This window comes from Hydrogenophaga sp. (assembly GCF_030158645.1).
GTDB lineage: Bacteria > Pseudomonadota > Gammaproteobacteria > Burkholderiales > Burkholderiaceae_C > Hydrogenophaga.
In genome coordinates this window covers 109,419-133,145 of sequence record NZ_JAOASO010000085.1, presented here as the reverse complement: position 1 = coordinate 133,145, position 23,727 = coordinate 109,419, and the positions used below count along the sequence as shown (strand labels likewise).

The following is a 23,727-nucleotide window of genomic DNA, read 5'->3' as shown; positions in this document are numbered from 1 at the left end:
TCAGAGTTTGCCGTGTTGCGTTTCGCTGAGCGCTGCGAAATCGCTGTGGGATTCCGGAACGGGCAAGGCCGCCTCTTCGGTGGAAGCAAACGGCGGCTGGGCTGCGCTCTGAAGCACCGCACGGAAAGCGTTCACCTCGTCTTTGCCGAGGGCCTGCATGGGTGCATGGGAGGAGCGGATGTTCGGTTTGGGAATAGCCGTGGGATTGAACAGCTCGGTGTCCCGCCGGGTCTGCGCTGACACCGCTGCCCGCAACGCAACGCCCACCTGGTCGTGCGCCGCGCGGCGGCGCCAATACACCGAGCGCACCTGCATGCCGTGCCGTGCCTTGGCGCTTTGCTGGATCCAGCTTTCAATCTCCAACAGGTATTCGTCGGGCATGCCTTCGGCGGGCAAGGCCAGATCGACCAGCACCAGAAAACAATCGCCGTTGGCGTCCAGCGTGAGCACCTTGAACTCGTAGCTGGTGGACAGCACGCCGGCGCGGATGAGCGACTCGCGCACCACACCGAACAGCTGTTCGCGGCGCAAGATGCGCCGGCCCTTGCGCGGCGAAATGAGCGGCAAGGTGGTCTGGCTGAACGACTTGCGTGCGCGCGCCATGCGACCTTTGCCCGATGGGTTGGTTTTCTTGGCTTGCAGCCAGCTCATGAATGACATGGTCAAAGTGCGCACAAGGCGTTCTGCTGAAGTGGTCTGAATGGCGGTGCGAACAGAACCCCGCGCTGGCGCGGAACCTGTCACCAGGCGTCCTGCGGTCATCAGGTGACCGCCACCCGCTTGGGTTTGTTGTACATGCGCCGGGCCAGCACCGCCGACATGGCCACCGTCAATTCCAGGGCGATGTCGGGGTGGCGCACAGAGAGCTCGCGAAAGCGAAGCGGTGTCATGCACCAGAGTCGGCAGTCGCTGCCGGCGTGCACCGTGGCGCTGCGGGGCAGGTGGCTGAAAAAGGCACCTTCACCGAGCAACGAGCCCGAACCCACCACCGCGATGCGCACGCGCTCCTTGTCGTCTTCGTAGTGCACGGTGAGGGTGCCGCTCTCCACGAAATACACCGTGCGATCCTTCACCCCTTGCTCGATCAGGACCTGCCCTTGCTGCAACGCCACAGGTTGCAGGTAGTTGGCGAGCAAAGGCCACTGGTTGTCGGTGAGGTTCAAAGGGACCGCGTCGAGGGCACTGCTGTGCCGCATGGACTGGGCCAGGCCTTTGATGTCGAAGCGCAAGGATGTCGGAGGTGTGACATGCATCACGTCAAGATACCCGCGCCCCACCCGCCCACGCAAGCTGTAATTACCAGTGTTTACAACTGCACCGCCCAGCGGCATTCGAAGCGTTCCGGGCGGCGCCGCCGGCCTACTTTCCGATGCAGAAACGCGAAAAAATCTCGCCCAGCAAATCGTCGGCGGTGAATTCACCGGTGATGTCGCCCAAGGCCCGTTGCGCCAGCCGCAGCTCTTCGGCCAGCAGGTCCAGGTGCTCGGCCTGTGCAGCGAGCAAACCATCGGCTTGCAGCAGGTGCTCGTCCACCCGTTGCAGCGCCAGCAGGTGACGGGCGCGCGCCATGAACAGACCGTCGCCGGGCTGCTGCCAGCCCGCCAGGGCCAACAGACGCTGCCGCAGCACCGCCAGACCCTCGCCTTGCTTGGCCGAAATCGCCACACCGTCCTGCAGGTCGGCACGAGGTGACGGACGTTGGTCGAGCTTGTTCCACACATGCAGCACCGGCACACCGCCCGGCACCGTCTGCGCCAGGCTGGACGCAATGGCCGCGTCGGCGCTCTGGTAAGCGGCCGTGTCGGTGCGGGTCAGGTCGTGCAGGAACAGCACCACATCGGCCTCCCGGATGCGCCCCCAGGCGCGCTCAATGCCGATCTTCTCGACCTCGTCCACATCCGGGCTGTCCCGCAGTCCAGCGGTGTCAACAACGTGCAAGGGCACACCTTCGATCTGGATCGTCTGCTGCACCACATCGCGTGTCGTGCCCGCCACCGGCGTGACGATGGCCAGCTCAGCGCCGGCCAGGGCATTGAGCAACGAGCTCTTGCCCGCGTTCGGCTGGCCGGCGATCACCACCTGCAGACCGTCGCGCAACAGCGCGCCCTGCCGGGCCTGCGCCTGCACACCGGCCAACGCCTGGCGCAAGCGCTGCAGTTGTCCGGTGGCATCGGCCTTCTGCAAAAAGTCGATGTCTTCCTCGGGGAAGTCCAGCGTGGCCTCCACCAGCATGCGCAGGTTCACCAAGGCATCGCGCAACTCGTGGATTCGGCCGGAGAACACCCCCGCGAGCGAGCGCGTCGCGCTGCGCGCTGCCGCCTCGGTGCTCGCATCGATCAGATCCGCCACCGCCTCGGCTTGCGCCAGGTCGAGCTTGTCGTTGAGGAACGCGCGTTCGGTGAATTCGCCGGCCCGCGCCACGCGCAACGCGGGCAACACGGCGCTGCCCACTTCCAGGCAGCGCGCCACCAACAGCTGCAACACCACCGGTCCGCCATGGCCCTGCAACTCCAGCACGTCTTCACCGGTGTAGGAGTGTGGGCCCGCAAACCACAAAGCCAGACCATGGTCGATCGGCTGCCCGGCCGCATCGGCGAACGGCAGGTAGGTCGCCTCGCGCGGCGTCAACGCCCGCCCCAGCAAAGCCTGAACGAACGGCGCGAGCCCCCGCCCCGACACCCGGACGATGCCCACCCCACCCCGTCCGGGCGCGGTGGCAATGGCAACGATGGGATCACGCGAGGCGGCGAGCATAGAAAGCGAGCTTAAAGAAGAAGGGCCTGCATTGCAGGCCCGGCGAGGAACAAAGTGCCCCAACCCAGGGACGTCAAGGGTCCGGCTCCGCCGGCCCAAGACGCCGTCCCCCCTCCAGGGGGGAAGCCGCGTCAGCGGCGCAGGGGGGTCAACTCTTGAAGTTCGGCATGCTGAACTTCAACGGCACGCCCATGCCCTTGTTGATGTACGCCTGCTGGAAGATGGTCAGCACGTTGTTCGTGATCCAGTACAGCACCAGGCCGGACGGGAAGAAGAAGAACATCACCGAGAACATCAGCGGCATCAGCCACATCAGCTTGGCTTGCAGCGGATCCGGCGGCAACGGGTTGAGCGCGGTCTGGATCATGGTGGTCACGGCCATCACCAGCGGCAGGATGTAGAACGGATCGGGCGAAGACAGATCGGTGATCCAGGCCATCCACGGCGCGTTGCGCATTTCCACGCTCGAGAGCAACACCCAGTACAGCGCGATGAACACGGGGATCTGGATCAGGATGGGGAAGCAACCACCCAGCGGGTTGACCTTTTCTTCCCGGTACATCTTCATCATTTCCTGCTGCATGGCCTGCGGATTGCCCTTGAGGCGCTCGCGCATTTCCATGATGCGGGGGTTGATCTTCTTCATCTTGGCCATGCTGCGGTAGGCGCTGGCGTTGAGCCAGTAGAACGCCGCCTTGATCAGCACCACCAGCAGCACGATGGACCAGCCCCAGTTGCTCACGAAGCCGTGGATCTTCTCCAGCAGCCAGTACAGCGGCTTGGCCAGGATGGTGAGCCAGCCATAGTCCTTGACCAGCTCCAGGCCCGGCGCGATGGTCTCAAGAACCTTCTCTTCTTGCGGACCCACGAACAAGCGGGCCTGGATGCTTTGCGTCTGGCCAGGCTCGATCGCCGCGAGGTTGGTGATGCTTCCCGCCGCAAAAAGGTTGTTGTCCACCTTGCGAACAAAGTTGTCGCGCGCCACGCCCGCGTCCAGCAACCAGGCCGACGCAAAGTAGTGCTGCACCATGGCCACGTAACCGTCGCTGGCGGTTTTGGTGAATTCGGCCTTGTTCTTTTCGATGTCGGTGAACTCGACCTTCTGGTACTTCTTCTCGTCGGTGTAGACCGCCGGGCCGGTGAAGGTGGAATAGAAGGGCGTTTCGCTGCTGAGCTTGCTGCCGTCGCGCACCAGCTGCACGTACAGCTGCGGGCTCACCGCCTGCGTGCCCAGGTTCTGCACCTCGTGCTTCACCGCGATGTCGTAGCGGCCGCGCGTGAGGGTGTAGGTCTTCACCAGCTTCACACCGCCCACATCGGCGGACTCAAAGCGCACCTGCAATTCGTTCTGCCCCTCGGCCAGCGCGGTCTCGGGCGTGAGCAGCGTCATGGGCGTCTTGTGGGTCGGGAACGCACCGCCGATCAAGCCGGTCTGCGCCACATAGATGCGGTCACCGCTCTGCGTGAGCAGGGTGAATGGCAGTTCGCTCTGGTCCTTGCTTTGCTGCGTGGCTTCGGCGTGCTTGAGCAACTCGGCGCCGATCAGCGATCCGCCTTCGGTGTTGAACACCAGCTTGAAGACGTCGGTGCTCACCTCGTGGCGCGCGGCCACCGGGCTCGGCGCACCGGCGGGCGCTTCGCCCGGCACGGCGTTGGCGGCGGTGGTGCCTGCGGGCACGGCCACGGCGGTGGGCAGACTCGCGTCAGCGGCCGGCGCGGGTGCTGCGGCCGGCGCGGCCACCGTGGTGGACCCGGGGAAGAAAGTGGGCTGCTGTCCATTGTGGATTTGCCATTTGTCCCAGATCAGAACCATGGACAGACCAAACACCACCCACAGGATGGACCGACGGATGTCATTCATGACGCGTTCTTCTTTGCTGAGGAGGGTGAAAGCAGACGGGAAAAGAGGGCGGGCCGGGACTCGGGCACCGGGTCGAAACCACCTTCGCACCAGGGATGGCAGCGCATCAGACGCGCAGCCGTGAGATAAGTGCCGGCCGCCGCACCGTGTTGCTCCAGTGCGCCGATGGCGTACAGGGAACACGTGGGCTCAAACCGGCAACCGCTGCCCAGCGATGGGCTCAGCAGCAGCCGGTAACCCTTGACGAGCCCCACCAACGCCCGGCGCGGCCAGTCAGACAGCATCACGGGCCTCCGCGGGCAGGACCGGCCTGGGCAACTGGGCTCGCGACAGCAGCTGTTCCAGCTCGGCGCGAACAGCCTGCTTGAGCGCATCGGACGTAGCGCTCACGAACTGTTTGCGGCTGAACTCGCTGCGCAGGCGCACCACCCAGGCGGCCTGGGGCAGCGGGGCAGCGCGGTGCCGCGCCACTTCGTAGATCTGGCGACGGATGGCGTTGCGCGTGACAGCACGGCGTGCCCAGCGCTTGGGCAGCAACACGCCCAGCCAGGCATCGGCCACGGGGAACAGCGCCTTGCCCTCGACGGGGACGTCCAGGGCAGCGCGGTGCAAGGCGAAGTGGGGAGTCTTGGCCACGGGCGCTCCGGCCATCACGGCCTGAAACTGCGGGCGGGACCGCAGGCGCTGGGTCACTGAACAACCGCCGGCATTGGAAGGCAGACGGGCCGGGCACAGAAACGCCGGCACGACATCCGCCGATTCAACACGCCGACTCAGACAGCCAGACGCTTGCGGCCTTTGGCGCGGCGGGCGTTGATCACGGCACGGCCACCACGGGTCTTCATGCGAACGAGGAAGCCGTGGGTGCGGGCGCGGCGGATCTTGGAAGGCTGGTAGGTGCGTTTCATGGTGGTCTCTTACAAATCGGGGAAACCCGCGATTATCGCAAAGAAATCCCTACGGCGGCAAGCACTTGGCCTCACGTGGCAACGAAACACCTCAGCCAAGCACCCCCCACAGCGGGTCTGAAGGCCACACCGGTCGTCTTGTGGATAAGTCGTCTGCACCCCTACAATGCCCGACGCGCCCCGCATCATTTGTCCACAACCACAACAACACCGCATCCCAGCATGATCGAGGGCCTTCCCCCCAGCGCGTCACGGCCTTCCGACGGCGCCGACACCCTGTCCCTGTGGTCGGCCTGCATGGATCGGCTCTCCCAGGAGATCCCGGAACAGCAGTTCAACACCTGGATCCGCCCCCTCTCGGCCACCGTGGCGCCCGACGCCTCCCGGGTCACCGTGTCGGTGGCCAACCGATTCAAACTGGACTGGATCCGCACCCAGTACGCCGCCCGCATCACCGCCCTGCTGGAGGCCGTCCACGGCGCGCCCGTGGTGCTGGAGTTGGTGCTCGCTCCGCGCGAAGGTCCCAGCCGCACCTCGCCCGCACCCCGCACGGCGCAAGAGCAGGTGCTGGCCGAGCTGCCCGACCTCGCGCCGGTCGAGGTGGCCGCGCCCAGCGGCCCCAAGACCCGGCTCAACCCGGCGCTGGCATTCTCCACGCTGGTCGAGGGCTCGGCCAACCGCATGGCGCGCGCCGCCGCGATGCACATCGCCGGCAGCCTGGGCCAGCTGTACAACCCGCTGTTCATTTACGGTGGCGTCGGCCTGGGCAAGACCCACCTGGTGCACGCCATCGGCAACCACCTGCTGGCCGACCGTCCACAGGCCAAGGTGTTGTACATCCACGCCGAGCAGTTTGTGTCGGATGTGGTGAAGGCTTACCAGCGCAAGACCTTCGACGAGTTCAAGGAGCGATACCACTCGCTGGACCTGCTGCTGATCGACGATGTGCAGTTCTTCGCGGGCAAGGAGAAGACGCAGGAAGAATTCTTCAACGCCTTCGAAGCCTTGCTGGCCAAGAAAAGCCACATCGTGCTGACCAGCGACACCTACCCCAAGGGGCTGGCCGACATTTCCGACCGGCTGGTCTCGCGCTTTGGCTCGGGCTTGACGGTGGCCATCGAACCGCCCGAGCTGGAAATGCGCGTGGCCATCCTGATCAACAAGGCGGCGGTGGAGAACGCGGTGATGCCCGAAGAGGTGGCGTTTTTCGTGGCGAAGAACGTGCGCTCCAACGTGCGCGAACTCGAAGGTGCGCTGCGCAAGATCCTGGCGTATTCGCGCTTCAACCAGAAAGAGATTTCGATCGCGCTGGCGCGCGAGGCGCTGAAAGACCTGTTGTCGATCCAGAACCGGCAGATCAGCGTGGAGAACATCCAGAAGACCGTGGCCGATTTCTACAAGATCAAGGTCGCGGACATGTACAGCAAGAAGCGCCCGGCCAGCATTGCGCGCCCGCGCCAGATTGCGATGTTCATCGCCAAGGAACTGACCCAGAAAAGCCTGCCCGAAATCGGCGAGTTGTTTGGCGGACGCGACCACACCACGGTGCTGCACGCGGTGCGCAAGATCGGGGCCGAGCGACAGCAGAACACCGAGCTCAACCAGCAGCTGCACGTGCTGGAACAGACCCTCAAGGGATGAGCCCGTAAAAAGGCGAAAATAGCGAAGATTTGGCTCCGACAAACGCAGGGCCCGCCGGGGAGGCAACCCCCGGACCACAAGCAACCAGAGACGAAAGAGTCTGACATGATCGTTTTCAAATCGACCCAGGACAAGGTTCTGGCCGCGCTGCAATCGGTGGCCGGCATCGTGGAACGGCGCCACACCCTGCCCATCCTGGCCAACGTGTTGTTGCGCAAGACGGGCTCGCAAGTGCAGCTGACCACGAGCGACCTGGAGATCCAGATCCGCACCACCGCCGAGCTCGACGGCGACAGCGGCAACTTCGCCACCACGCTGGGCGCGCGCAAGCTCATCGACATCTTGCGCACCATGTCGGGCGACCAGAGCGTGAGCCTGGAGTCCAGCGCGGGCAAGCTCATCTTGAAAGGCGGCAAGAGCCGCTTCACGCTGCAGAGCATGCCGCCCGAAGACTTTCCGCTGGTTCAAGAATCCGCCAGCTTCGGCCCGGTGTTTTCGGTGCCGCAGAAGACGCTCAAGAGCCTGCTGGGTCAGGTGTCGTTCTCGATGGCCGTGCACGACATCCGCTACTACTTGAACGGCATCTTGTTCGTCGCCGAAGGCAAGCAGCTCAGCCTGGTGGCCACCGACGGCCACCGCCTGGCGTTTGCCAGGGCCACGCTCGACGTGGAAGTGCCCAAACAAGAAGTGATCCTGCCGCGCAAGACGGTGCTGGAGCTGCAGCGCCTGCTGTCCGACAAGGAAGGCGCGATCGAGATGCAGTTCGCCGCCAACCAGGCCAAGTTCAGCTTTGACGGCATGGAGTTCGTCACCAAGCTGGTCGAGGGCAAGTTCCCCGACTACAACCGCGTGATCCCGAAGAACCACAAGAACCACATCACGCTCGGGCGCGCTTCGCTGCTTTCCAGCCTGCAGCGTGCCGCCATCCTGACCAGCGAGAAGTTCAAGGGCGTGCGCGTCAACATCGAGCCGGGCACGCTGCGCATCGCGTCGAGCAACGCCGAACAGGAAGAAGCCAAGGAAGAACTCGAGATCGACTATGCCGGCGACAGCATCGAGATCGGCTTCAACGTCACCTACCTGATGGACGCGCTGTCCAACATCGGCGCCGAGATGATCAAGCTCGAACTGCAGGACACCAACTCCAGCGTGCTGATCACCGTGCCCGAGCAGGCCGGGTTCAAGTACGTCGTGATGCCGATGCGAATCTGATCGATCGCCTGTTGCTGCCGGATTTTGTTGAAGGGTCGCGCTGCACGCGCAGTCGGCCGAACCATGAGTTTGAATCTCGATGACTGAAGCACTGAACCCGTCTGACGACGCAGCGAAGAAGACTGCCAAAGCCGCCGACGATGCGGCCCAGAGCGCCGCCTACGGCGAAGGCAGCATCCAGATCCTCGAAGGCCTTGAAGCGGTTCGCAAGCGGCCGGGCATGTACATCGGCGACACGTCCGACGGCACCGGCCTGCACCACCTGGTGTTCGAGGTGGTCGACAACTCCATCGACGAAGCCCTGGCCGGCCACTGCGACGACATCGTCGTGACCATCCACTCCGACAACTCCATCAGCGTCACCGACAACGGCCGCGGCATCCCCACCGGCGTGAAGATGGACGACAAGCACGAGCCCAAGCGCTCGGCGGCCGAGATCGCGCTCACCGAACTGCACGCGGGCGGCAAGTTCAACCAGAACAGCTACAAGGTCTCGGGCGGCCTGCACGGCGTGGGCGTGAGCTGCGTGAACGCGCTGAGCCAGTGGCTGCGCCTGACCGTGCGCCGCGAAGGCAAGATGCACCAGATCGAGTTCGCGCGCGGCTTCGTGCAGAACCGCATCGTCGAGACCACCGCCAGCGGCGTCGAGATCTCGCCCATGAAAGTGACCGGCGACACCGAGAAGCGCGGCACCGAGGTGCACTTCCTGCCCGACTACGACATCTTTCGCGAGAACGCCGACTTCCACTACGAGATCCTGTCCAAACGCCTGCGCGAACTGTCCTTCCTCAACAACGGCGTTCGCATCCGCCTGAAGGACGAACGCAGCGGCAAGGAAGACGACTTCTCCGGCGCCGGCGGCGTCAAGGGCTTTGTCGACTTCATCAACAAGGGCAAGACGGTTCTGCACCCCAACGTGTTCCACGCATTGGGCGACCGCCAGAGCGACCAGGGCACCAACATCGGCGTCGAAGTGGCCATGCAGTGGAACAGCGGCTACAACGAGCAAGTCCTGTGCTTCACCAACAACATCCCGCAGCGCGACGGCGGCACCCACCTGACCGGCCTGCGCGCGGCCATGACGCGGGTGATCAACAAGTACATCGACGACAACGACTTCGCCAAGAAGGCCAAGGTCGAGGTCACCGGTGACGACATGCGCGAAGGCCTGTGCTGCGTGCTGTCGGTCAAGGTGCCCGAGCCCAAGTTCAGCAGCCAGACCAAGGACAAGCTGGTGTCCAGCGAAGTGCGCGGCCCGGTCGAAGACATCGTGAGCCGCCTGCTGGCCGATTATTTGCAGGAGCGCCCGAACGACGCCAAGATCATCTGCGGCAAGATCGTGGACGCCGCCCGTGCCCGCGAAGCCGCCCGCAAGGCACGCGAAATGACGCGCCGCAAAGGCGTGCTCGACGGCATGGGCCTGCCCGGCAAACTGGCCGACTGCCAGGAAAAAGACCCGGCGCTGTGCGAGATCTACATCGTGGAGGGCGACTCCGCCGGTGGCTCCGCCAAGCAGGGCCGCGACCGCAAGTTCCAGGCGATCCTGCCGCTGCGCGGCAAGATCCTGAACGTGGAGAAAGCGCGCTACGAAAAGCTGCTCACCTCCAACGAAATCCTCACCCTCATCACCGCCCTGGGCACCGGCATCGGCAAGGCCGGCGGTGAAAGCGCCAACGGTGACGGCAAGGACGACTTCAACGTCGCCAAGCTGCGCTACCACCGCATCATCATCATGACCGACGCCGACGTGGACGGCGCCCACATCCGCACCCTGCTGCTGACCTTCTTCTACCGCCAGATGCCCGAGCTGGTGGAGCGCGGCCACATCTACATCGCGCAGCCACCGCTCTACAAGGTGAAGTCCGGCAAGGAAGAGCTGTACCTGAAAGACGCTGCCGCGCTCGACGGCTTCCTGCTGCGCATCGCGCTCAAAGATGCGAGCGTGTTCACCGGTGGCGCCACCCAGACCACGCTCACGGGCGACACCCTGGGCGAGCTGGCGCGCAAGCACCAGATCGCCGAGAGCGTGATCGCGCGCCTGTCCAACTTCATGGACGCCGAAGCCCTGCGCTCGATCGCCGACGGCGTGTCGCTCAACCTCGACACCGTGGAGCAGGCCGAGGTCAGCGCCATTGCGCTGCAGGCCAAGCTGCGCGAACTCACCACCACCGGCGTGCCGGCCGAAGTGGCCGCTGAATTCGATGTGCGCACCGACAAACCGATCCTGCGCATCAGCCGCCGCCACCACGGCAACACGAAAAGCAGCGTGCTCACGCAGGACTTCGTGCACGGCGCCGACTACGCGGCCCTGGCCACCGCGGCTGAGACCTTCCGTGGGCTGCTCGGCGAAGGCGCCAAGGTCATGCGCGGCGAAGGCGAGAAACAGAAAGAAGAAAAAGTGGCCGACTTCCGCGTGGCCATGCGCTGGCTCATCAGCGAAGCGGAGCGCACCACCGCGCGCCAGCGCTACAAGGGCCTGGGCGAGATGAACCCGGCCCAGCTCTGGGAAACCACCATGGACCCGACCGTGCGCCGCCTGCTGCGTGTGCAGATCGACGACGCCATTGAAGCGGACCGCGTGTTCACGATGTTGATGGGCGACGAGGTGGAGCCGCGTCGCGATTTCATCGAGGCCAACGCGCTGCGGGCGGGGAACATCGATGTTTGAGTTCGCACGCCCTCGCGACCGCTTCTGAGGTCCTTTCTTGCGCGGCATGCTCGATTTCAGCTCGTGGTCCACCGTGTTCACCACGCTGTTCAGCCTTGTGGTGGTGTCTCTGGTGCTGGTCGGGATCCGGCTGGTGTTCATGCAGACCTTTCAGCGCCGGCGCGAGCGCGAAAACCGCCAGATCAACGAGCGCCTGAAGGTGCTGATCGCGGCCTACAAAACCTTGGGGGGCTCCTTCACCGGCGTGTTGACGGTCGATCCGGCACACCGGCGTGACCAGCGCAGGGACGCCGTCACCGAAGAGGATGTCGAGATGGATGCCCAGGCCAGCGCTTCCGAGCGCCGCCGCCGCATCCGCGATGCCGTCGAAGCCGCGCTGTCCGATGTCGTCCTGCTGGGCACCGAAGAACAGGTGCGCCTGGCCGCACAAGCCGCCAACGACATGGTGGCGGGGCGCTACGTGGAGGTGGCCCCGCTGGTGATCTCGCTGCGCGATTTCATCCGCCAGGCCCTGGACCTGACGCCCGCCCCGGCCGACCTCATTCCGAACCAGGGCCCGTTGCGCGTGAATGCCGGTGGCGCAGGCGCGCGGCGCGCGGGCGGCGCCGAAGCCCGTGGTGGGCGCGGCGGTGCTGGCGGCGGCGGGGGAGGCAGCGCGGCGGCGGCCGGCGTTTCTCCGTTGAGCGACGCGCCCTGAGTCCCATCCGTACCCATCCATGTCAGCCCCGACGTTCCGCGCGCCCACTGGCGAGCGCATGCCCTTCATCGACGCGCTCAAGGCCGTCGGCTCGCAGTTCATCGTGCTGCACCACCTGGCGTTCTACGGCCCCCTGTCGGATGGGACGCACCAGCTCGCCCCCGACCTGGTGGCGTGGTTCAGCCAGCACGCGCGGATCGCGGTGCAGGTCTTTCTGGTGGTGGCGGGTTTCCTGGCGGCGCGCAGCCTGGCGCCCGACGGCCGCTTGCGCAGCGAGCGCCCGCTCGCCCTGCTGTGGCAGCGGTTTGTGCGGGTGAGCCTGCCGCTCATGGTCGCACTGCTGCTGGCCATGGTGTGCACCGAACTCGCGCGGTACTGGATGGCGCACGACTCGTTGCCAGCGCCGCCCACGCTGTGGCAGTTCGTGGCGCACGCGCTGTTGGTCCACAGCCTGCTGGGGGTGGATTCGCTGTCGGCAGGGGTCTGGTATGTGGCCATCGACGTGCAGCTGTTTGCGCTGCTGCTCGGCCTGCTGTGGCTGGGGCGGCGGTTGGGCTGGGCTGCGCCGCTGCTGGTGGCGGCCGTGGCGCTCGCCTCGCTGTTTTATTTCAACCTGGACAGCGACTGGGACAACTGGGCCATCTACTTCTTTGGCGCCTACGGTCTGGGCGCCCTGGCGTACTGGTTGAGCCGTGCCGACGCCGGTCACGGCGCCACCGCGTGGTGGGCGGGTATGGCGCTGCTGACCGGGTTGGCGCTCGCGATGGACTGGCGCACCCGCATCGCACTGGCGCTGGGGGTGGCGCTGGCGCTGGCCTGGGCGCACCGCAGCGGCTGGTTGTTCACCTGGCCGCGCAGCCGGGCGCTGGGCTACCTGGGCCGCATTTCATACGGGGTGTTTTTGCTCAACTTTCCGGTGGCGCTGGTGGTGAACGCCTGGTTCACGCGCTACGCCAGCGCCGACGCGGGCGTGCAGACACTGGGCGTGCTGGTGGCCTGGCTGGCGTGCAACCTCGCCGGCGCCGCCTTTCACCACGGGGTGGAGCAGCGCCTGGGCCGGCTGGGCCGGGCGCGCCCGAACGCCGAGCCCGCTCAGGCGGCGGCGCTGGCCGCGGGAACGGGATCGCAGCGCTCGCGCAAATAAGCCAGCGCAGCCTCCACCTGGTCGATCAGCACGAGGCACAGATCGCCCGGTTGCAGGCGCGCGAGCGCCGTGTCGATGGCGTTGAACTCGCCCTGGATGGTGTCGATGCGGGTCGTGCGTGTGGCGCCTTCCAGCCCCTGGCGCAGCAGCCCCGTGACCTCCCCCTCGGTGCGGCCGCGCTGGCAAGCGTCCTCATACAGGATGACTTCGTCGAAGGCGGCGCCGAGGATGCGGGTCTGCTCGCGGATGTCTTCGTCGCGCCGGTCGCCCGCGCCGCTGATGACCACGGTGCGGCGCTGGGCCGGCATGGCCTCGGCGGCCGCGACCAGGGCGCGCATGGCGTCCGGGTTGTGGCCGTAGTCGGCGATCACGGTGGCGCCACGCAGGGTCATGAGGTTGAAGCGGCCGGGCACGCTGGCGGTGTCGCTCTGGAACGTGGCCAGGCCCTTGCGGATGCGGGCCCACGGAATGCCCAGGCCCCAGGCCGCGGCCAGCGCCGCCATGGCGTTGTCCACCTGAAAGCCGATGCGCCCGCCCATGGTCATGGGGATGTCGGCCAGGGCCACCTCGTGGCGGCGCTCGCCCTGCTGGGCCACGATGTTGGCGCCGTCCACCCACACGGCGCGGCGGCCTTGCGCGCGGTGCGTGGCCAGCACGGGGTTGTTGCCATCACCGCAGAAAAAGATCACCTGGCCGGTGCACACCTCGGCCATGCGGATGCAGTGCGGGTCGGCCGCGTTGAGCACGCCGTAGCCGTTGGGCGCCACGTTCTGGATGACCACGCGCTTGAGCACCGCGATGTCTTCCACGGTGGTGATGTAGTTCAGGCCCAGGTGGTCGCCCGAACCGATGTTGGTGACCACCGCCACCTGGCAGCGGTCGAAGCCCAGGCCTTCGCGCAGCACGCCGCCGCGCGCGGTCTCGAACACGGACGCGTCCACCTCGGGGTGCATCAGCACGTTGCGCGCGCTGCGCGGGCCGGCGCAGTCGCCGCTGTCGGTCTGGCGGCCGTTCACATACACGCCGTCGGTGTTGGTCATGCCCACGCGATAGCCTTGGGTGTGCAGCAGGTGCGCGACCAGACGCGCGGTGGTGGTCTTGCCGTTGGTGCCGGTGACGGCGACCACCGGAATGCGGCCGTTCTGGCTGGGTGCAAACAGGTGGTCGACGATGGCCTCGCCCACGGCTCGACCCTTGCCGTACGAGGGGCTCAGGTGCATGCGCAGACCCGGGGCGGCATTGACTTCCACCACACCGCCGCTCTGGTCTCCCAGAGGCCTGAGCACGGTCTCGCACACCACGTCCACACCGCACACATCGAGCCCCACCATGCGCGCGGCGGCCACAGCGCTCGCGGCCACCTCGGGGTGCACGTCGTCGGTCACGTCGGTGGCGGTGCCACCGGTGGAGAGGTTGGCGTTGTTGCGCAGCACCACACGCTCGCCCTTGGCCGGCACGGTGTCGGGCGTGTGGCCCTGGATCTGCAGGCGCGCCAGCGCAATCTCGTCGATGCGCATGCGCGTGAGCGAGGTGCCATGGCCGTCGCCGCGCTGGGGATCGGCGTTGACCAGGTTCACCAGCTGGGTCACGGTGCTCACACCATCCCCGGTCACTTGTGGCGGATCGCGCCGCGCTGCTGCCACCAGCTTGTCGCCCACCACCAGCAGGCGGTAGTCACTGCCGGGCAGGAACTTCTCCACCATCGGCTGGCCGTACTCCACCGCAACGCGGTAGGCCAGCTCCAGGTGCTCGCGCGTGACGATGTTCACCGTCACGCCCTTGCCCTGGTTGCCGTCGCGCGGCTTCACCACCACCGGCAGGCCGATGTACTGCGCCGCGGTCCAGGCTTCTTCAACACTGTCCACCGGCCGGCCCAGCGGCACCGGCACCCCCGCAGCGCGCAGCAGGTTCTTGGTGAGGTCCTTGTCCTGCGCAATGCTTTCCGACACCGCGCTGGTGCTGTCGACCTCGGCGGCCCAGATGCGGCGCTGGTGCGAGCCCCAGCCGAACTGCACCAGCGAGCCCTGCGTGAGGCGGCGAAACGGAATGCCCCGCGCCACCGCCGCGTTGACGATGGCGCCGGTGGACGGACCGAGGCGCACGTCCTCGTCCAGCTCGCGCAGGCGGGTAATGACCGCATCCACATCGAAGGTCACGTCGCCCTGGCCACGCGCCACGGCAATCAGCTGCTCGGCCGCCTTGAACGCTTCGCGCCCCACGGCTTCTTCGGTGTACTCCACCACCACCTGGTAGGTGCCCGGCTCCACCGTTTCGGTGCAGCGCGAAAAGCTCACCGGGCACCCGGCCTGGGCCTGAAGACCCAGCGCAACGAGTTTGAGCACGTTGGCCAGCGAGAGCTCGGCGGCCGGGCGAGGCCAGCGCCCGAGCTGGGGAAAGCGCTCGCGCAGGGCCACCTCGAAGCCCGGCAACGAGCTCAGTGAGCGTTCGTCGGGCTGGCAATGCACGATGGCTTCGATGGCGGTCTGGCGTGTCCAGAGGTTGGGACCACGCAGGGCACGGATGCGGGAAATGTCCATGGCGGATGTCGGAATTCGGTTGGGGTGCGGTGGGTGTCGCGGGGCTTCAGGCGCGGGGCAGGGTGTCAAAACGCTGCAGGCCGGCGGCAACCAGCGCGGGGCTCAGGCCGGCGGCCCAGGCCGCCGCCGCGGCACCGCACAGGGTGTGCGCGGTCCCGGCATCGGCCAGGTCGGCCAGCGGTGCGCGGGCCACGACCTCGCCGTGGTCGAGGAGGCACACCGCGCCGTCTTGCCAGCGCACCGTGCGCGGCATGGCCACACCGTCCGGCACGGGTCCGGCGCCATAGCCGAGGCAACTGCCATCGCAATGCACGGCGAGGTCGGCCACGCCCGGCTCGTCCAGGTTGAGCACGCAGGCACCTTCCGACAGCACCACGTCGACCTGGGTGCGCAGCACGCGCGGCATGCCCGAGGCGTCGAAAATGTCGTGGTGCGCCAGGCCTTCCCAGCCACCCAGATCGGTCACCACGCCCACCAGGCAGCGGTCGTAGGGCAGGCCGTGGTCGAGGATGAGCGAGGGCGCGGTCTCGACCGCCAGGCCCTGGATCTCGCGGTTCATGAGCAGGCGCTGGCACTGCTCCCAGTAGTCGGCGCCCGCGCGCTCGATGCGCCGGCGTCCGATGTGGATGCCTTCGCTCGATGCGAGACCGGCGGGGGCACCGGCCAGATCGAGCAGGAAGGCCGCCGCGCGCGCCAGCAGGGCGGTGCCGCGCGTGCCGCTCACGCCGATGAGGGGCACCCGCCCGGCCATGGGCGTGGCCGGGTCGAACAGTTGCGCCACGATGGCCTCACCCACCGGGCGGGGCTGACCGATGGCCGGGCGCAGGTGCATGAGCAGGCCGGGGCCGGCATTCACTTCCACGATGGCGCCGCCTATTTCGTGCAACGGGCGACCGATGTCCTGCGTGACCATGTCGATGCCGGCGATGTCCAGGCCCACGGCGCGCGCCGCGAGGCTCGCCATGTAGGCCACCTCGGGGTGCACGTCGTCCGTGCAGTCGTAAGCCATGTTGCCGTTGCGCTGCACCAGCACGCGCTGGCCCGCGGCGGGCACGGCGTCGGCCCCCAGGCCCTGGCGCTCCAGCAGCAGGGCCATGGCCGGTTCGCGCTCCAGGCGGATCGTCTCGAGTGGGAATTCTTCGGCCTCGCCGCGGCGCGGGTCGCTGTTGAGCTGCAGGTCGATGAGCGTTCGCACCGTGGCCACGCCGTCGCCGGTGACCCACAGGCTCTCGCCCCGGTTGGCCGCCACGACACGCCCGCCCACCACCAGCAAGCGGTGCTCGTTGCCCAGGATGTGGCGCTCCACGATCACGTCGCTGCCCTCGGCATCGGCGATGGCAAAGGCGCGCTCGATGTCGGCCTGCTCGCTGAGTTCGAGCGAGACGCCGCGCCCGTGGTTGGCATCGCTGGGCTTGACCACCACCGGCAGCCCGATGTCCTGCGCCGCTTCCCAGGCCTCGGCGGCACTGGCCACGATCTGACCCTCGGGCACCGGCACGCCACAGCTTTGCAGCAGGGTTTTGGTCAGGTCCTTGTCGCTGGCGATGTTCTCGGCGATCGCGCTGGTGAGTTCGGTCTCGGCCGTCCAGATGCGGCGCTGGCGCGCGCCCTGGCCCAGTTGCACGAGGTTGCCGTCGGTCAGGCGCAGGTGCGGAATGCCGCGCTCGGTGGCCGCGTTCACGATGGCCGCGGTGGAGGGGCCCAGCCAGGTGGCGTCGACCACATCGTGCAGGGCCTTCACGGCAGCGGTCACGTCAAAGGCTTCGTTGTTCATCGCCGCCTGCAGCAGCGCGTGGCCGTGCGTCAACGCCGCCTCGGCGGTGGCGCGGTTGCGCGCGCGAAACACCATGCGGTAGACGCCGGGCTGGCTGGTGCTGCGCGTCTGGCCAAAGCCGGTGGGCATGCCCGCCAGGTTGAGCAGCTCGATCACGCAGTGCTCCAGCACGTGGCCGGCCCAGGTGCCTTCGCGCAAGCGCTGCACAAAACCGCCCACCTCGCCCACGCCGCAGTGGTGGGTGGCCAGACCCGGCAACAGGGCCAGCAGGCGGTCGGTCAGGCCCTCGATGGTGTGGGAGGGTCGTTGCTCCAGTTCCCCCAGATCCAGCCACACCTCCATCGTGGAGCGGTAAGTCCAGACGTTCGGACCTCCGAGGAAACGGTGGCGAAGCACGGTCAGCGCAAAACGGTTTGAATCCATAAAACCCGGGATTGGACACACAAAAGCCGGGCAGTGGACCCGGCTGTCACGGTGGGTGCGCGCCCTGGAGCGCCACCCGCGTCGGCGGCTGCGACCACCAACCCCCGCATTCTGCGCCGTCCCGGGGACACGCGGCTGAGCCGGGCACGACAAATTGTGGCTGTATGTCACACCGGCAAGGCCGGTGACTTGGCGCACAATTTCCGGTTCATGCAAACCACGTCCGCCCAACCCCGTTCCGCCGCCCTCGGCCCCGCCACGGCCGATGCCTCCCCCGCGGACGTGCTGGCCCGCATGGCCCTCGATCTGGACGCCCGAGGCCAGTTCGCCAGCGGCGAGCTGCTGCTCACCCCGACCGGGTTGGTGCAGCGGCACGCGGACGGTGGCCGCCAGGCCTGGCCCCTGGACCACGCGCAGCGCCTGCAGCACACGGACCTGGCCGGCGTGGCCACGCTGGATCTGCTGGACGCCGGCGGTCTGCGCCAGCGCTGGCGCTTCACCCTGGCCCAGAACCCCGACGCGCTGCGCCTGGTGCGCCAGTTCGACCTGGCCATCCACCGCCTGCAGGGCGGCCCGGCACCCGTGCCCGAAGCGGGACAGCGCTGCCCGACCTGCCAGTCGCTCATGCACCCTGACAGCGAGGCGTGCGAGGTGTGTGCGCGGCAGCCGGCCGAGGTGCCGTCGACCTGGGTGCTGCTGCGGCTGTGGCGCTTTGCGCGGCCTTACCGCTGGCAGCTGCTGGCGGGTTTCCTGCTCATGCTGGCGTCCACCGCCGCCACGCTGGTGCCGCCCTACCTGACCATCCCGCTGATGGACAACGTGCTGATCCCGTTCCAGAACGGCCAGCAGATCGACACCGGTTATGTGGCCCTGTTGCTGTCGGGCCTGCTGGGCGCGGCGCTGGTGGCCTGGGGCCTGGGCTGGGCGCGCACCTGGCTGCTGGCGCTGGTGTCAGAGCGCATCGCGGCCGACCTGCGCACCAGCGCGTTCGACCACCTGCTGGGTCTCTCGCTCGACTACTTCGGCGCCAAGCGCACCGGCGACCTGATCGCGCGCATCGGCTCGGAAACCGACCGGCTCTCGGTGTTCCTGTCGCTGCACGCGCTCGATTTCGCCACCGACGTGCTCATGCTGCTCATGACCTCGGCCATCCTGTTTTCCATCAACCCCTGGCTGGCGCTGGTCACGCTGCTGCCGCTGCCCTTCATCGCCTGGATGATCCACCGCGTGCGCGACCGCCTGCGCACCGGCTTCGAGAAGATCGACCGCGTGTGGGGCGACGTGACCAACGTGCTGGCCGACACCATCCCCGGCATCCGCGTGGTCAAGGCCTTTGCGCAGGAAAAGCGCGAGTCGGGGCGCTTTCACGAGGCCAACGCGCAGAACCTGGTGGTCAACGACCGCATCAACAAGACCTGGAGCCTGTTCACCCCCACCGTGACCCTGCTCACCGACGTGGGCCTGCTGGTGGTCTGGGCCTTCGGCATCTGGCAGATCGCCAAGGGCGACATCACGGTCGGTGTGCTCACCGCCTTCATCGCCTACATCGGCCGCTTCTACGGCCGGCTCGACTCCATGAGCCGCATCGTCTCGGTGACGCAGAAGGCCGCGGCCGGCGCCAAGCGCATCTTCGACATCCTGGACCACGTGTCCAACGTGCCCGAGCCCGCCGACCCGGTGAAGGACGTGCGGGTGCAGGGCGGGCTGGCCATTCACGGCATCGCGTTTCGCTACGGCAACCGCTCGGTGATCCGCGACCTCAGCCTGGAGATCCGCCCCGGCGAAATGATCGGCCTGGTGGGCCACAGCGGCTCGGGCAAGAGCACGCTGGTCAACCTGATCTGCCGCTTCCACGACGTGAGCGAAGGCCGCATCGAACTCGACGGCACCGACATCCGCCGCTTTGCCGTGGCCGACTACCGCCGCCACATCGGCCTGGTGCTGCAGGAGCCGTTTCTGTTCTTCGGCACCGTGGCCGACAACATCGCCTACGGCAAACCCGGCGCCACGCGCGAGGAGATCGTGGCGGCCGCGCGCGCGGCCAACGCGCACGAATTCATCCTGCGGCTGGCGCACGGCTACGACTCGCTGGTGGGCGAGCGCGGGCAGGGCCTCTCGGGCGGTGAGCGCCAGCGCATCAGCATCGCGCGCGCGCTGCTGATCGACCCGCGCATCCTGATCCTGGACGAAGCCACCTCGGCGGTGGACACCGAGACCGAAAAAGAGATCCAGAAGGCGCTGGACAACCTGGTGCAGGGCCGCACGACGATCGCCATCGCGCACCGACTGTCCACGCTGCGCAAGGCCGACCGGCTGGTGGTGATGGACCGTGGCGAGGTGGTGGAAGTGGGCCCGCACGACGAGCTGATGGCGCGCCAGGGCCACTACTGGCGCCTGCACGAAGCCCAGGCCCGCCAGGCCGCCGCCGAAGACCCGGACCACGTCGGCAACGCCCTGGCCCACCACCTGCCGCAGCCCTCGGCCCACACCGGCAACCTCACGCCATGAACACCACCACCTCCATGGCCGACTTCGAACTCTTGTGCGACGCCCAGGGCCGCTGGGTGTGCCGCGTGGCCGGCGCCGAGCCACAGGTGGGCGTACAGGTGGTGCGCTCGTTTCCGCTGAGCGCGCCCATGGAGTCGATCTCCATCGTCGGCCCCGACGGGCACGAGTTGGTGTTCGTGGCGCGGCTCGACGCGCTGGACGAGCCGCGTCGCACGGCGGTGGCGCAAGCCCTGGCCGAGCGCGAGTTCTCGCCGGTGATCCAGCGCATCCGCGAGGTCAGCACGTTCGGCACGCCCAGCACCTGGCAGGTGGACACCGATCGCGGCCCCACCGAACTCGTGCTCAAGGTGGAGGAGGACATCCGCCGCCTGCCCGGCCAGCGCCGCCTGCTGATCACCAGCGCGCACGGTGTGGTGTTCGACATCCCCGACCGCAACCAGCTTGACCGCGCGTCGCGGCGCTACCTGGAGCGTTTCCTGTGAACCGGCTCGACGCCGAACAGCAACGTCTCTTTGGCGGGAGCCCGGACGGCCACACGCGCGCGATGGTGCTGGGACTGGCGCGGCCAGCCGACTGGGCCGTGCTGCGCAACGTGTGGCAGGGCGTCCAGGCCGAGCTGGAACTGCCTGCCCCGGCCATCGCGGTCGATGGCAGCGAGAGCTACCAGCTGTGGTTTTCGCTGGCACAGCCGATCTCGCTGGCGCAGGCCCACGACTTCCTGGAGCAGCTGCGCCTGCGCTACCTGCCGGAGGTGGCGATCTCGCGCGTTCAGCGGCTGCCTTCCGCCGACCCCGCCTGCCCCGACGCTGTGCGCAGCGCGCCGGCGGTGCCTGCGCACCAGCCGCTGACGGGCAACTGGTCGGCCTTTGTGAGTCCGGATCTGCCCGCCGTGTTCGGCGAAGACCCGTGGCTGGACACGGCACCCGGTCTGGACCAGCAAGCCGATTTGCTGTCGCGGCAGAAATGCATCTCGGCCGACGCGTGGAACCACGCCCTGCAGTGCCTGCGTCCTGCCGAACCGGCGGCCCGTCCTCAGCAGGCCTTGCCCGTGGGCCTGGCGCCGGTGGAACCCCGAGCCTTCCTGCACACGGTGATGAACGACCCCACAGCGCCGCTGGCGCTGCGCATCGAAGCCGCCAAGGCCCTGCTGTCTGTCGACACGCGTTGAGCGGGCATGCTCAGCGGCGGCGCACGATGTCGGCCACGATGGTCACCAGGGCCATCACGATGAAGATGACAAAGAGCACCTTGCCGATGCTCGCGGCACCCGCGGCCAGGCCACCAAAGCCCAGCACGGCCGCAATCAGGGCGATGACGAAAAAGACGACGGCGTAGTGCAGCATGCGAGGCTCCTGGTGGGGCGCAACGACGACCGTTGCGATGCCTCCAATGTAGGCAGCGTCGACGCGGCCGACGGCCAGCCGATGCCCTGACCGGGTGTAGGAAAACGCCGACGCCCGTCGCCCGCTCAGGGTTTGCGGGGCACCGCTGGCTGGGCTTCTGTCTGGGCCGGCGCTGCGGCCACGGTGCAGGGGTCGACCTTCGCGGTGGAACCTTGCTCGATCAGCGGCAGCAAGGCGGCCGCCGGGCCGGCCGCCACGCCCAGCGCCACCGCACCGAGCACCCGACCGATCAGGCCCTGCGCCTCGATGCCCACCTGCGGGTCGGCCAGCGTGCCGCTCACGGTGACGGGCGTGCGCAGCGACAACGGCGACCAGTCGTGCGAACGGGTCACGACGCGCAGCGCCAGCGACTCGTCGCGCAGGCTCACCTGGCCGGTGATGCGGATGGTGCTGTCGGCGCTGTCGATCACCGCCAGCGTGGGCGCCACCACCCCGTTGCGGGCGATCATGTCGAAGCGCGCGCAGCGCAGGGGCAGGGGCTGGTCACCGCGGATCAGCACGCCCAGCGATTCGGCCACGTCCAGGCCCATGGCTTCGGTGGCCAGGTGAGACAGCGTGCCGTCTCGCAGGGTGAGCTGCACGGGCCCATCGAGGCTGGCCAGGATCTCGCCGGTGGAACGGCCCGCGCCGCGCACGTGCACGCTGCCGAACAGCAGACCGGTGAGGTAGCTCTGCACGGCCTGGTCGCCGCCCTGGCGGGCCTGGTTGCGCTCTTTCTTCAGGGTGGCCGCGCCCTTGGCCGCCGGCGCGCTGGCGGGCGGACCGTCGGTGCTGAGGCCGCGCAGCCAGCCCGCCATGTCGATGGCCTTGAAGTCGAGCTTGGCGACCCAGGCGGCCGGGCTGGCGTTGGCGTCGAGTTGCGTCGAACCCGCGATCGATCCGCCCGAGACCGAGGCCTTCAAGTCGTCCAGCTTCAGCACGCCGCCGGCCAGGCGCACACGCGTCTTCACGCCTTGCAGCGGCGCCATGGCGGTGGTGCCGAAGTCCAGCTGGGAGATGTCGACCTGCACATCGGCGTCCATGGCCTTGAGCGAGGGCAGGTCGAAGCGGCGCTGCGGCAGCACGCGGCCCGGTGGGGTGGCGTCGTCCCGGGTGGTGTCGCCGCCTTGGCCACCGATGGCGGGCCCCAGGTCGGCCAGCGCGAGCCGGCTGCCGGTGAGCTGGCCCGAGAGTTTGGCGGGCTTCTCGCGCTGGTCGAACAGGAGGTCGCCCGCCAGCTGGCTGCTGCCGATGACCGCGCGTTGGGCTTTCAGGCGCCAGGCACCGGCTTCGTGGTCGATCGTGCCGCGCAGGTCGAACGGCGGCGTCTGGGGCAGGGTGATGCCCAGCGGATCGCCCACGGCGGCCAGCGAGCGGCCCTTGAACCGGATCTCGCCCTGCAGGCGCGGGGTGCCCAGCAGGGCGGCGGCCTGGCCGTCGAACAGAAGGCGCGAGGTGCCCACGCTGCCTTCCACGCGCAGCGGCACCCACGGCGCCGCGGCCGCACCCTCCGCATCCTGCAGCAAGGGCAGGGTGCTGCCGGCGCGCACGTCGAGCTTGAGCGGCAAGGCCTGGTAGCGGCCGCTGAAGGTGGCCACGTAGCCCGCGTCGGCGCCCGACACGGCCTCGCCTTCGCTGCCCTGCACAGCCACCTTCAGGTCCACGTCCTGCACCGCGTCGTTCCAGTCGATGCGGCCCTTCTTCATGAGCAGCGTGCCGAATCGCGGCAGGCTCGCCACCGCATCGGGCTTCTCATCGCGTTGGGGCGCTCCGAGCTGCCAGTTGGCGCTGCCGTCCTTCAGGCGCACCAGTTGCGCGTCGAGTTCGTCGGCCTGCAGGCTGTGAATGCGCAAGACCTGGCCCTGGCGCCAGCGCCACACATCGCCCCAGGTCCAGGCCAGCTCCACACCTTGCGCGTCGAGCAGGTGCGGCACCTCGAAGCGCTCGCCGGAGGCGACTTGCAGGCCGCCCACCTCGAGGCGCGGGCGCCAGATCAGGTGGAGCTGGACGTCGCCCTGCAGCACCACCGGCACGCCGGCTGCGCGGGTCATGGCGCGCTCCATGGGTTGGCGCAGCACGGGCCAGCCGGTCGTTTCACCCACCACCACACCGAGCACCAACAGCCCGGCCAATCCCCCCGCCACCCAAGCCGGGCGGGGCCAGCGCCCGGCCGGGGCGGGCATGGGAGGGGCGTCTGCGCCGGGGTTCAACGGCACGG

At 67.9% G+C, this 23,727-nt stretch carries 19 protein-coding genes; 8 read left to right on the top strand and 11 right to left on the bottom strand.

Translation table 11 applies throughout. From position 1 onward, the window contains the following. The 7 genes from Q1W68_RS08855 to rpmH form a co-directional block, all read right to left on the bottom strand. Positions 1-651, bottom strand: coding sequence for a hypothetical protein (locus tag Q1W68_RS08855; protein WP_300650320.1), 651 nt, complete (start codon positions 649-651; stop codon positions 1-3). 110 nt (positions 652-761) lie between these two features. Next, positions 762-1,253, bottom strand: a complete 492-nt coding sequence (locus tag Q1W68_RS08850) for a cyclic nucleotide-binding domain-containing protein (protein ID WP_300650318.1) — start codon at positions 1,251-1,253, stop codon at positions 762-764. A gap of 106 nt (positions 1,254-1,359) precedes the next feature. After that, positions 1,360-2,754 (bottom strand): tRNA uridine-5-carboxymethylaminomethyl(34) synthesis GTPase MnmE, encoded by a 1,395-nt coding sequence (gene mnmE / locus Q1W68_RS08845; protein WP_300650315.1) that lies wholly within the window; start codon positions 2,752-2,754, stop codon positions 1,360-1,362. 148 nt (positions 2,755-2,902) lie between these two features. Continuing rightward, positions 2,903-4,615, bottom strand: a complete 1,713-nt coding sequence (gene yidC / locus Q1W68_RS08840; protein ID WP_300661627.1) for a membrane protein insertase YidC — start codon at positions 4,613-4,615, stop codon at positions 2,903-2,905. Beyond that, positions 4,612-4,899 (bottom strand): membrane protein insertion efficiency factor YidD, encoded by a 288-nt coding sequence (gene yidD, locus Q1W68_RS08835; RefSeq protein WP_300650580.1) that lies wholly within the window; start codon positions 4,897-4,899, stop codon positions 4,612-4,614. Before yidD ends, yidC begins: the two co-directional genes overlap by 4 nt. Next, positions 4,889-5,308 carry a ribonuclease P protein component gene (locus tag Q1W68_RS08830; RefSeq protein ID WP_300650577.1) on the bottom strand — a complete coding sequence of 140 codons (420 nt, stop codon included), beginning with the start codon at positions 5,306-5,308 and terminating at the stop codon, positions 4,889-4,891. Before Q1W68_RS08830 ends, yidD begins: the two co-directional genes overlap by 11 nt. A gap of 80 nt (positions 5,309-5,388) precedes the next feature. Continuing rightward, positions 5,389-5,523: a 50S ribosomal protein L34 gene (rpmH, locus tag Q1W68_RS08825; RefSeq protein ID WP_006299042.1), complete on the bottom strand. Its 135-nt coding sequence runs from the start codon at positions 5,521-5,523 to the stop codon at positions 5,389-5,391. A gap of 222 nt (positions 5,524-5,745) precedes the next feature. Here rpmH and dnaA point away from each other — a divergent pair, with 222 nt between their 5' ends. From dnaA to Q1W68_RS08800, 5 genes are all read left to right on the top strand, one after another. After that, positions 5,746-7,164, top strand: a complete 1,419-nt coding sequence (gene dnaA, locus Q1W68_RS08820) for a chromosomal replication initiator protein DnaA (RefSeq protein WP_300650574.1) — start codon at positions 5,746-5,748, stop codon at positions 7,162-7,164. Between the two features lie 105 nt (positions 7,165-7,269). Beyond that, a complete protein-coding gene (gene dnaN / locus Q1W68_RS08815; RefSeq protein WP_300716228.1) occupies positions 7,270-8,376 on the top strand; it encodes a DNA polymerase III subunit beta in 1,107 nt (368 codons plus the stop codon). A 79-nt stretch (positions 8,377-8,455) separates the two neighbouring features. Next, entirely contained in the window at positions 8,456-11,044 is a 2,589-nt protein-coding gene (gene gyrB, locus Q1W68_RS08810; RefSeq protein ID WP_300716226.1) for a DNA topoisomerase (ATP-hydrolyzing) subunit B, read from the top strand. A 37-nt stretch (positions 11,045-11,081) separates the two neighbouring features. Beyond that, complete coding sequence (locus tag Q1W68_RS08805; protein ID WP_300651834.1) at positions 11,082-11,741, top strand: hypothetical protein; 660 nt, start codon at positions 11,082-11,084, stop codon at positions 11,739-11,741. Between the two features lie 19 nt (positions 11,742-11,760). Next, the gene (locus Q1W68_RS08800; protein WP_300651831.1) at positions 11,761-12,885 is read left to right on the top strand and encodes an acyltransferase; all 1,125 of its coding nucleotides are present in this window, start codon (positions 11,761-11,763) and stop codon (positions 12,883-12,885) included. Here Q1W68_RS08800 and cphA read toward each other — a convergent pair. Next, complete coding sequence (gene cphA, locus Q1W68_RS08795; protein ID WP_300716223.1) at positions 12,834-15,422, bottom strand: cyanophycin synthetase; 2,589 nt, start codon at positions 15,420-15,422, stop codon at positions 12,834-12,836. The genes Q1W68_RS08800 and cphA overlap by 52 nt on opposite strands. A 46-nt stretch (positions 15,423-15,468) precedes the next feature. Further along, complete coding sequence (locus tag Q1W68_RS08790; RefSeq protein WP_300651825.1) at positions 15,469-17,619, bottom strand: acetate--CoA ligase family protein; 2,151 nt, start codon at positions 17,617-17,619, stop codon at positions 15,469-15,471. A 210-nt stretch (positions 17,620-17,829) separates the two neighbouring features. On the opposite strand from Q1W68_RS08790, the gene Q1W68_RS08785 reads away from it, so the two are divergent. The 3 genes from Q1W68_RS08785 to Q1W68_RS08775 are packed head-to-tail and all read left to right on the top strand — an operon-like array spanning position 17,830 to position 21,295. After that, complete coding sequence (locus Q1W68_RS08785; RefSeq protein ID WP_300716220.1) at positions 17,830-20,127, top strand: ABC transporter ATP-binding protein; 2,298 nt, start codon at positions 17,830-17,832, stop codon at positions 20,125-20,127. After that, positions 20,124-20,609 (top strand): DUF1854 domain-containing protein, encoded by a 486-nt coding sequence (locus Q1W68_RS08780; protein ID WP_300651819.1) that lies wholly within the window; start codon positions 20,124-20,126, stop codon positions 20,607-20,609. Before Q1W68_RS08785 ends, Q1W68_RS08780 begins: the two co-directional genes overlap by 4 nt. After that, a complete protein-coding gene (locus Q1W68_RS08775; protein WP_300651817.1) occupies positions 20,606-21,295 on the top strand; it encodes a hypothetical protein in 690 nt (229 codons plus the stop codon). The genes Q1W68_RS08780 and Q1W68_RS08775 overlap by 4 nt, the downstream gene beginning before the upstream one ends. Before the next feature lie 10 nt (positions 21,296-21,305). Here the strand turns inward: Q1W68_RS08775 and Q1W68_RS08770 are convergent, their stop codons facing one another. Then, on the bottom strand, positions 21,306-21,470 hold the full coding sequence (locus tag Q1W68_RS08770) for a DUF1328 domain-containing protein (protein ID WP_300651814.1): 165 nt from the start codon (positions 21,468-21,470) through the stop codon (positions 21,306-21,308). A gap of 125 nt (positions 21,471-21,595) precedes the next feature. Beyond that, positions 21,596-23,692: an AsmA family protein gene (locus Q1W68_RS08765; protein WP_300661613.1), complete on the bottom strand. Its 2,097-nt coding sequence runs from the start codon at positions 23,690-23,692 to the stop codon at positions 21,596-21,598. Between the last annotated feature and the right edge of the window lie 35 nt (positions 23,693-23,727).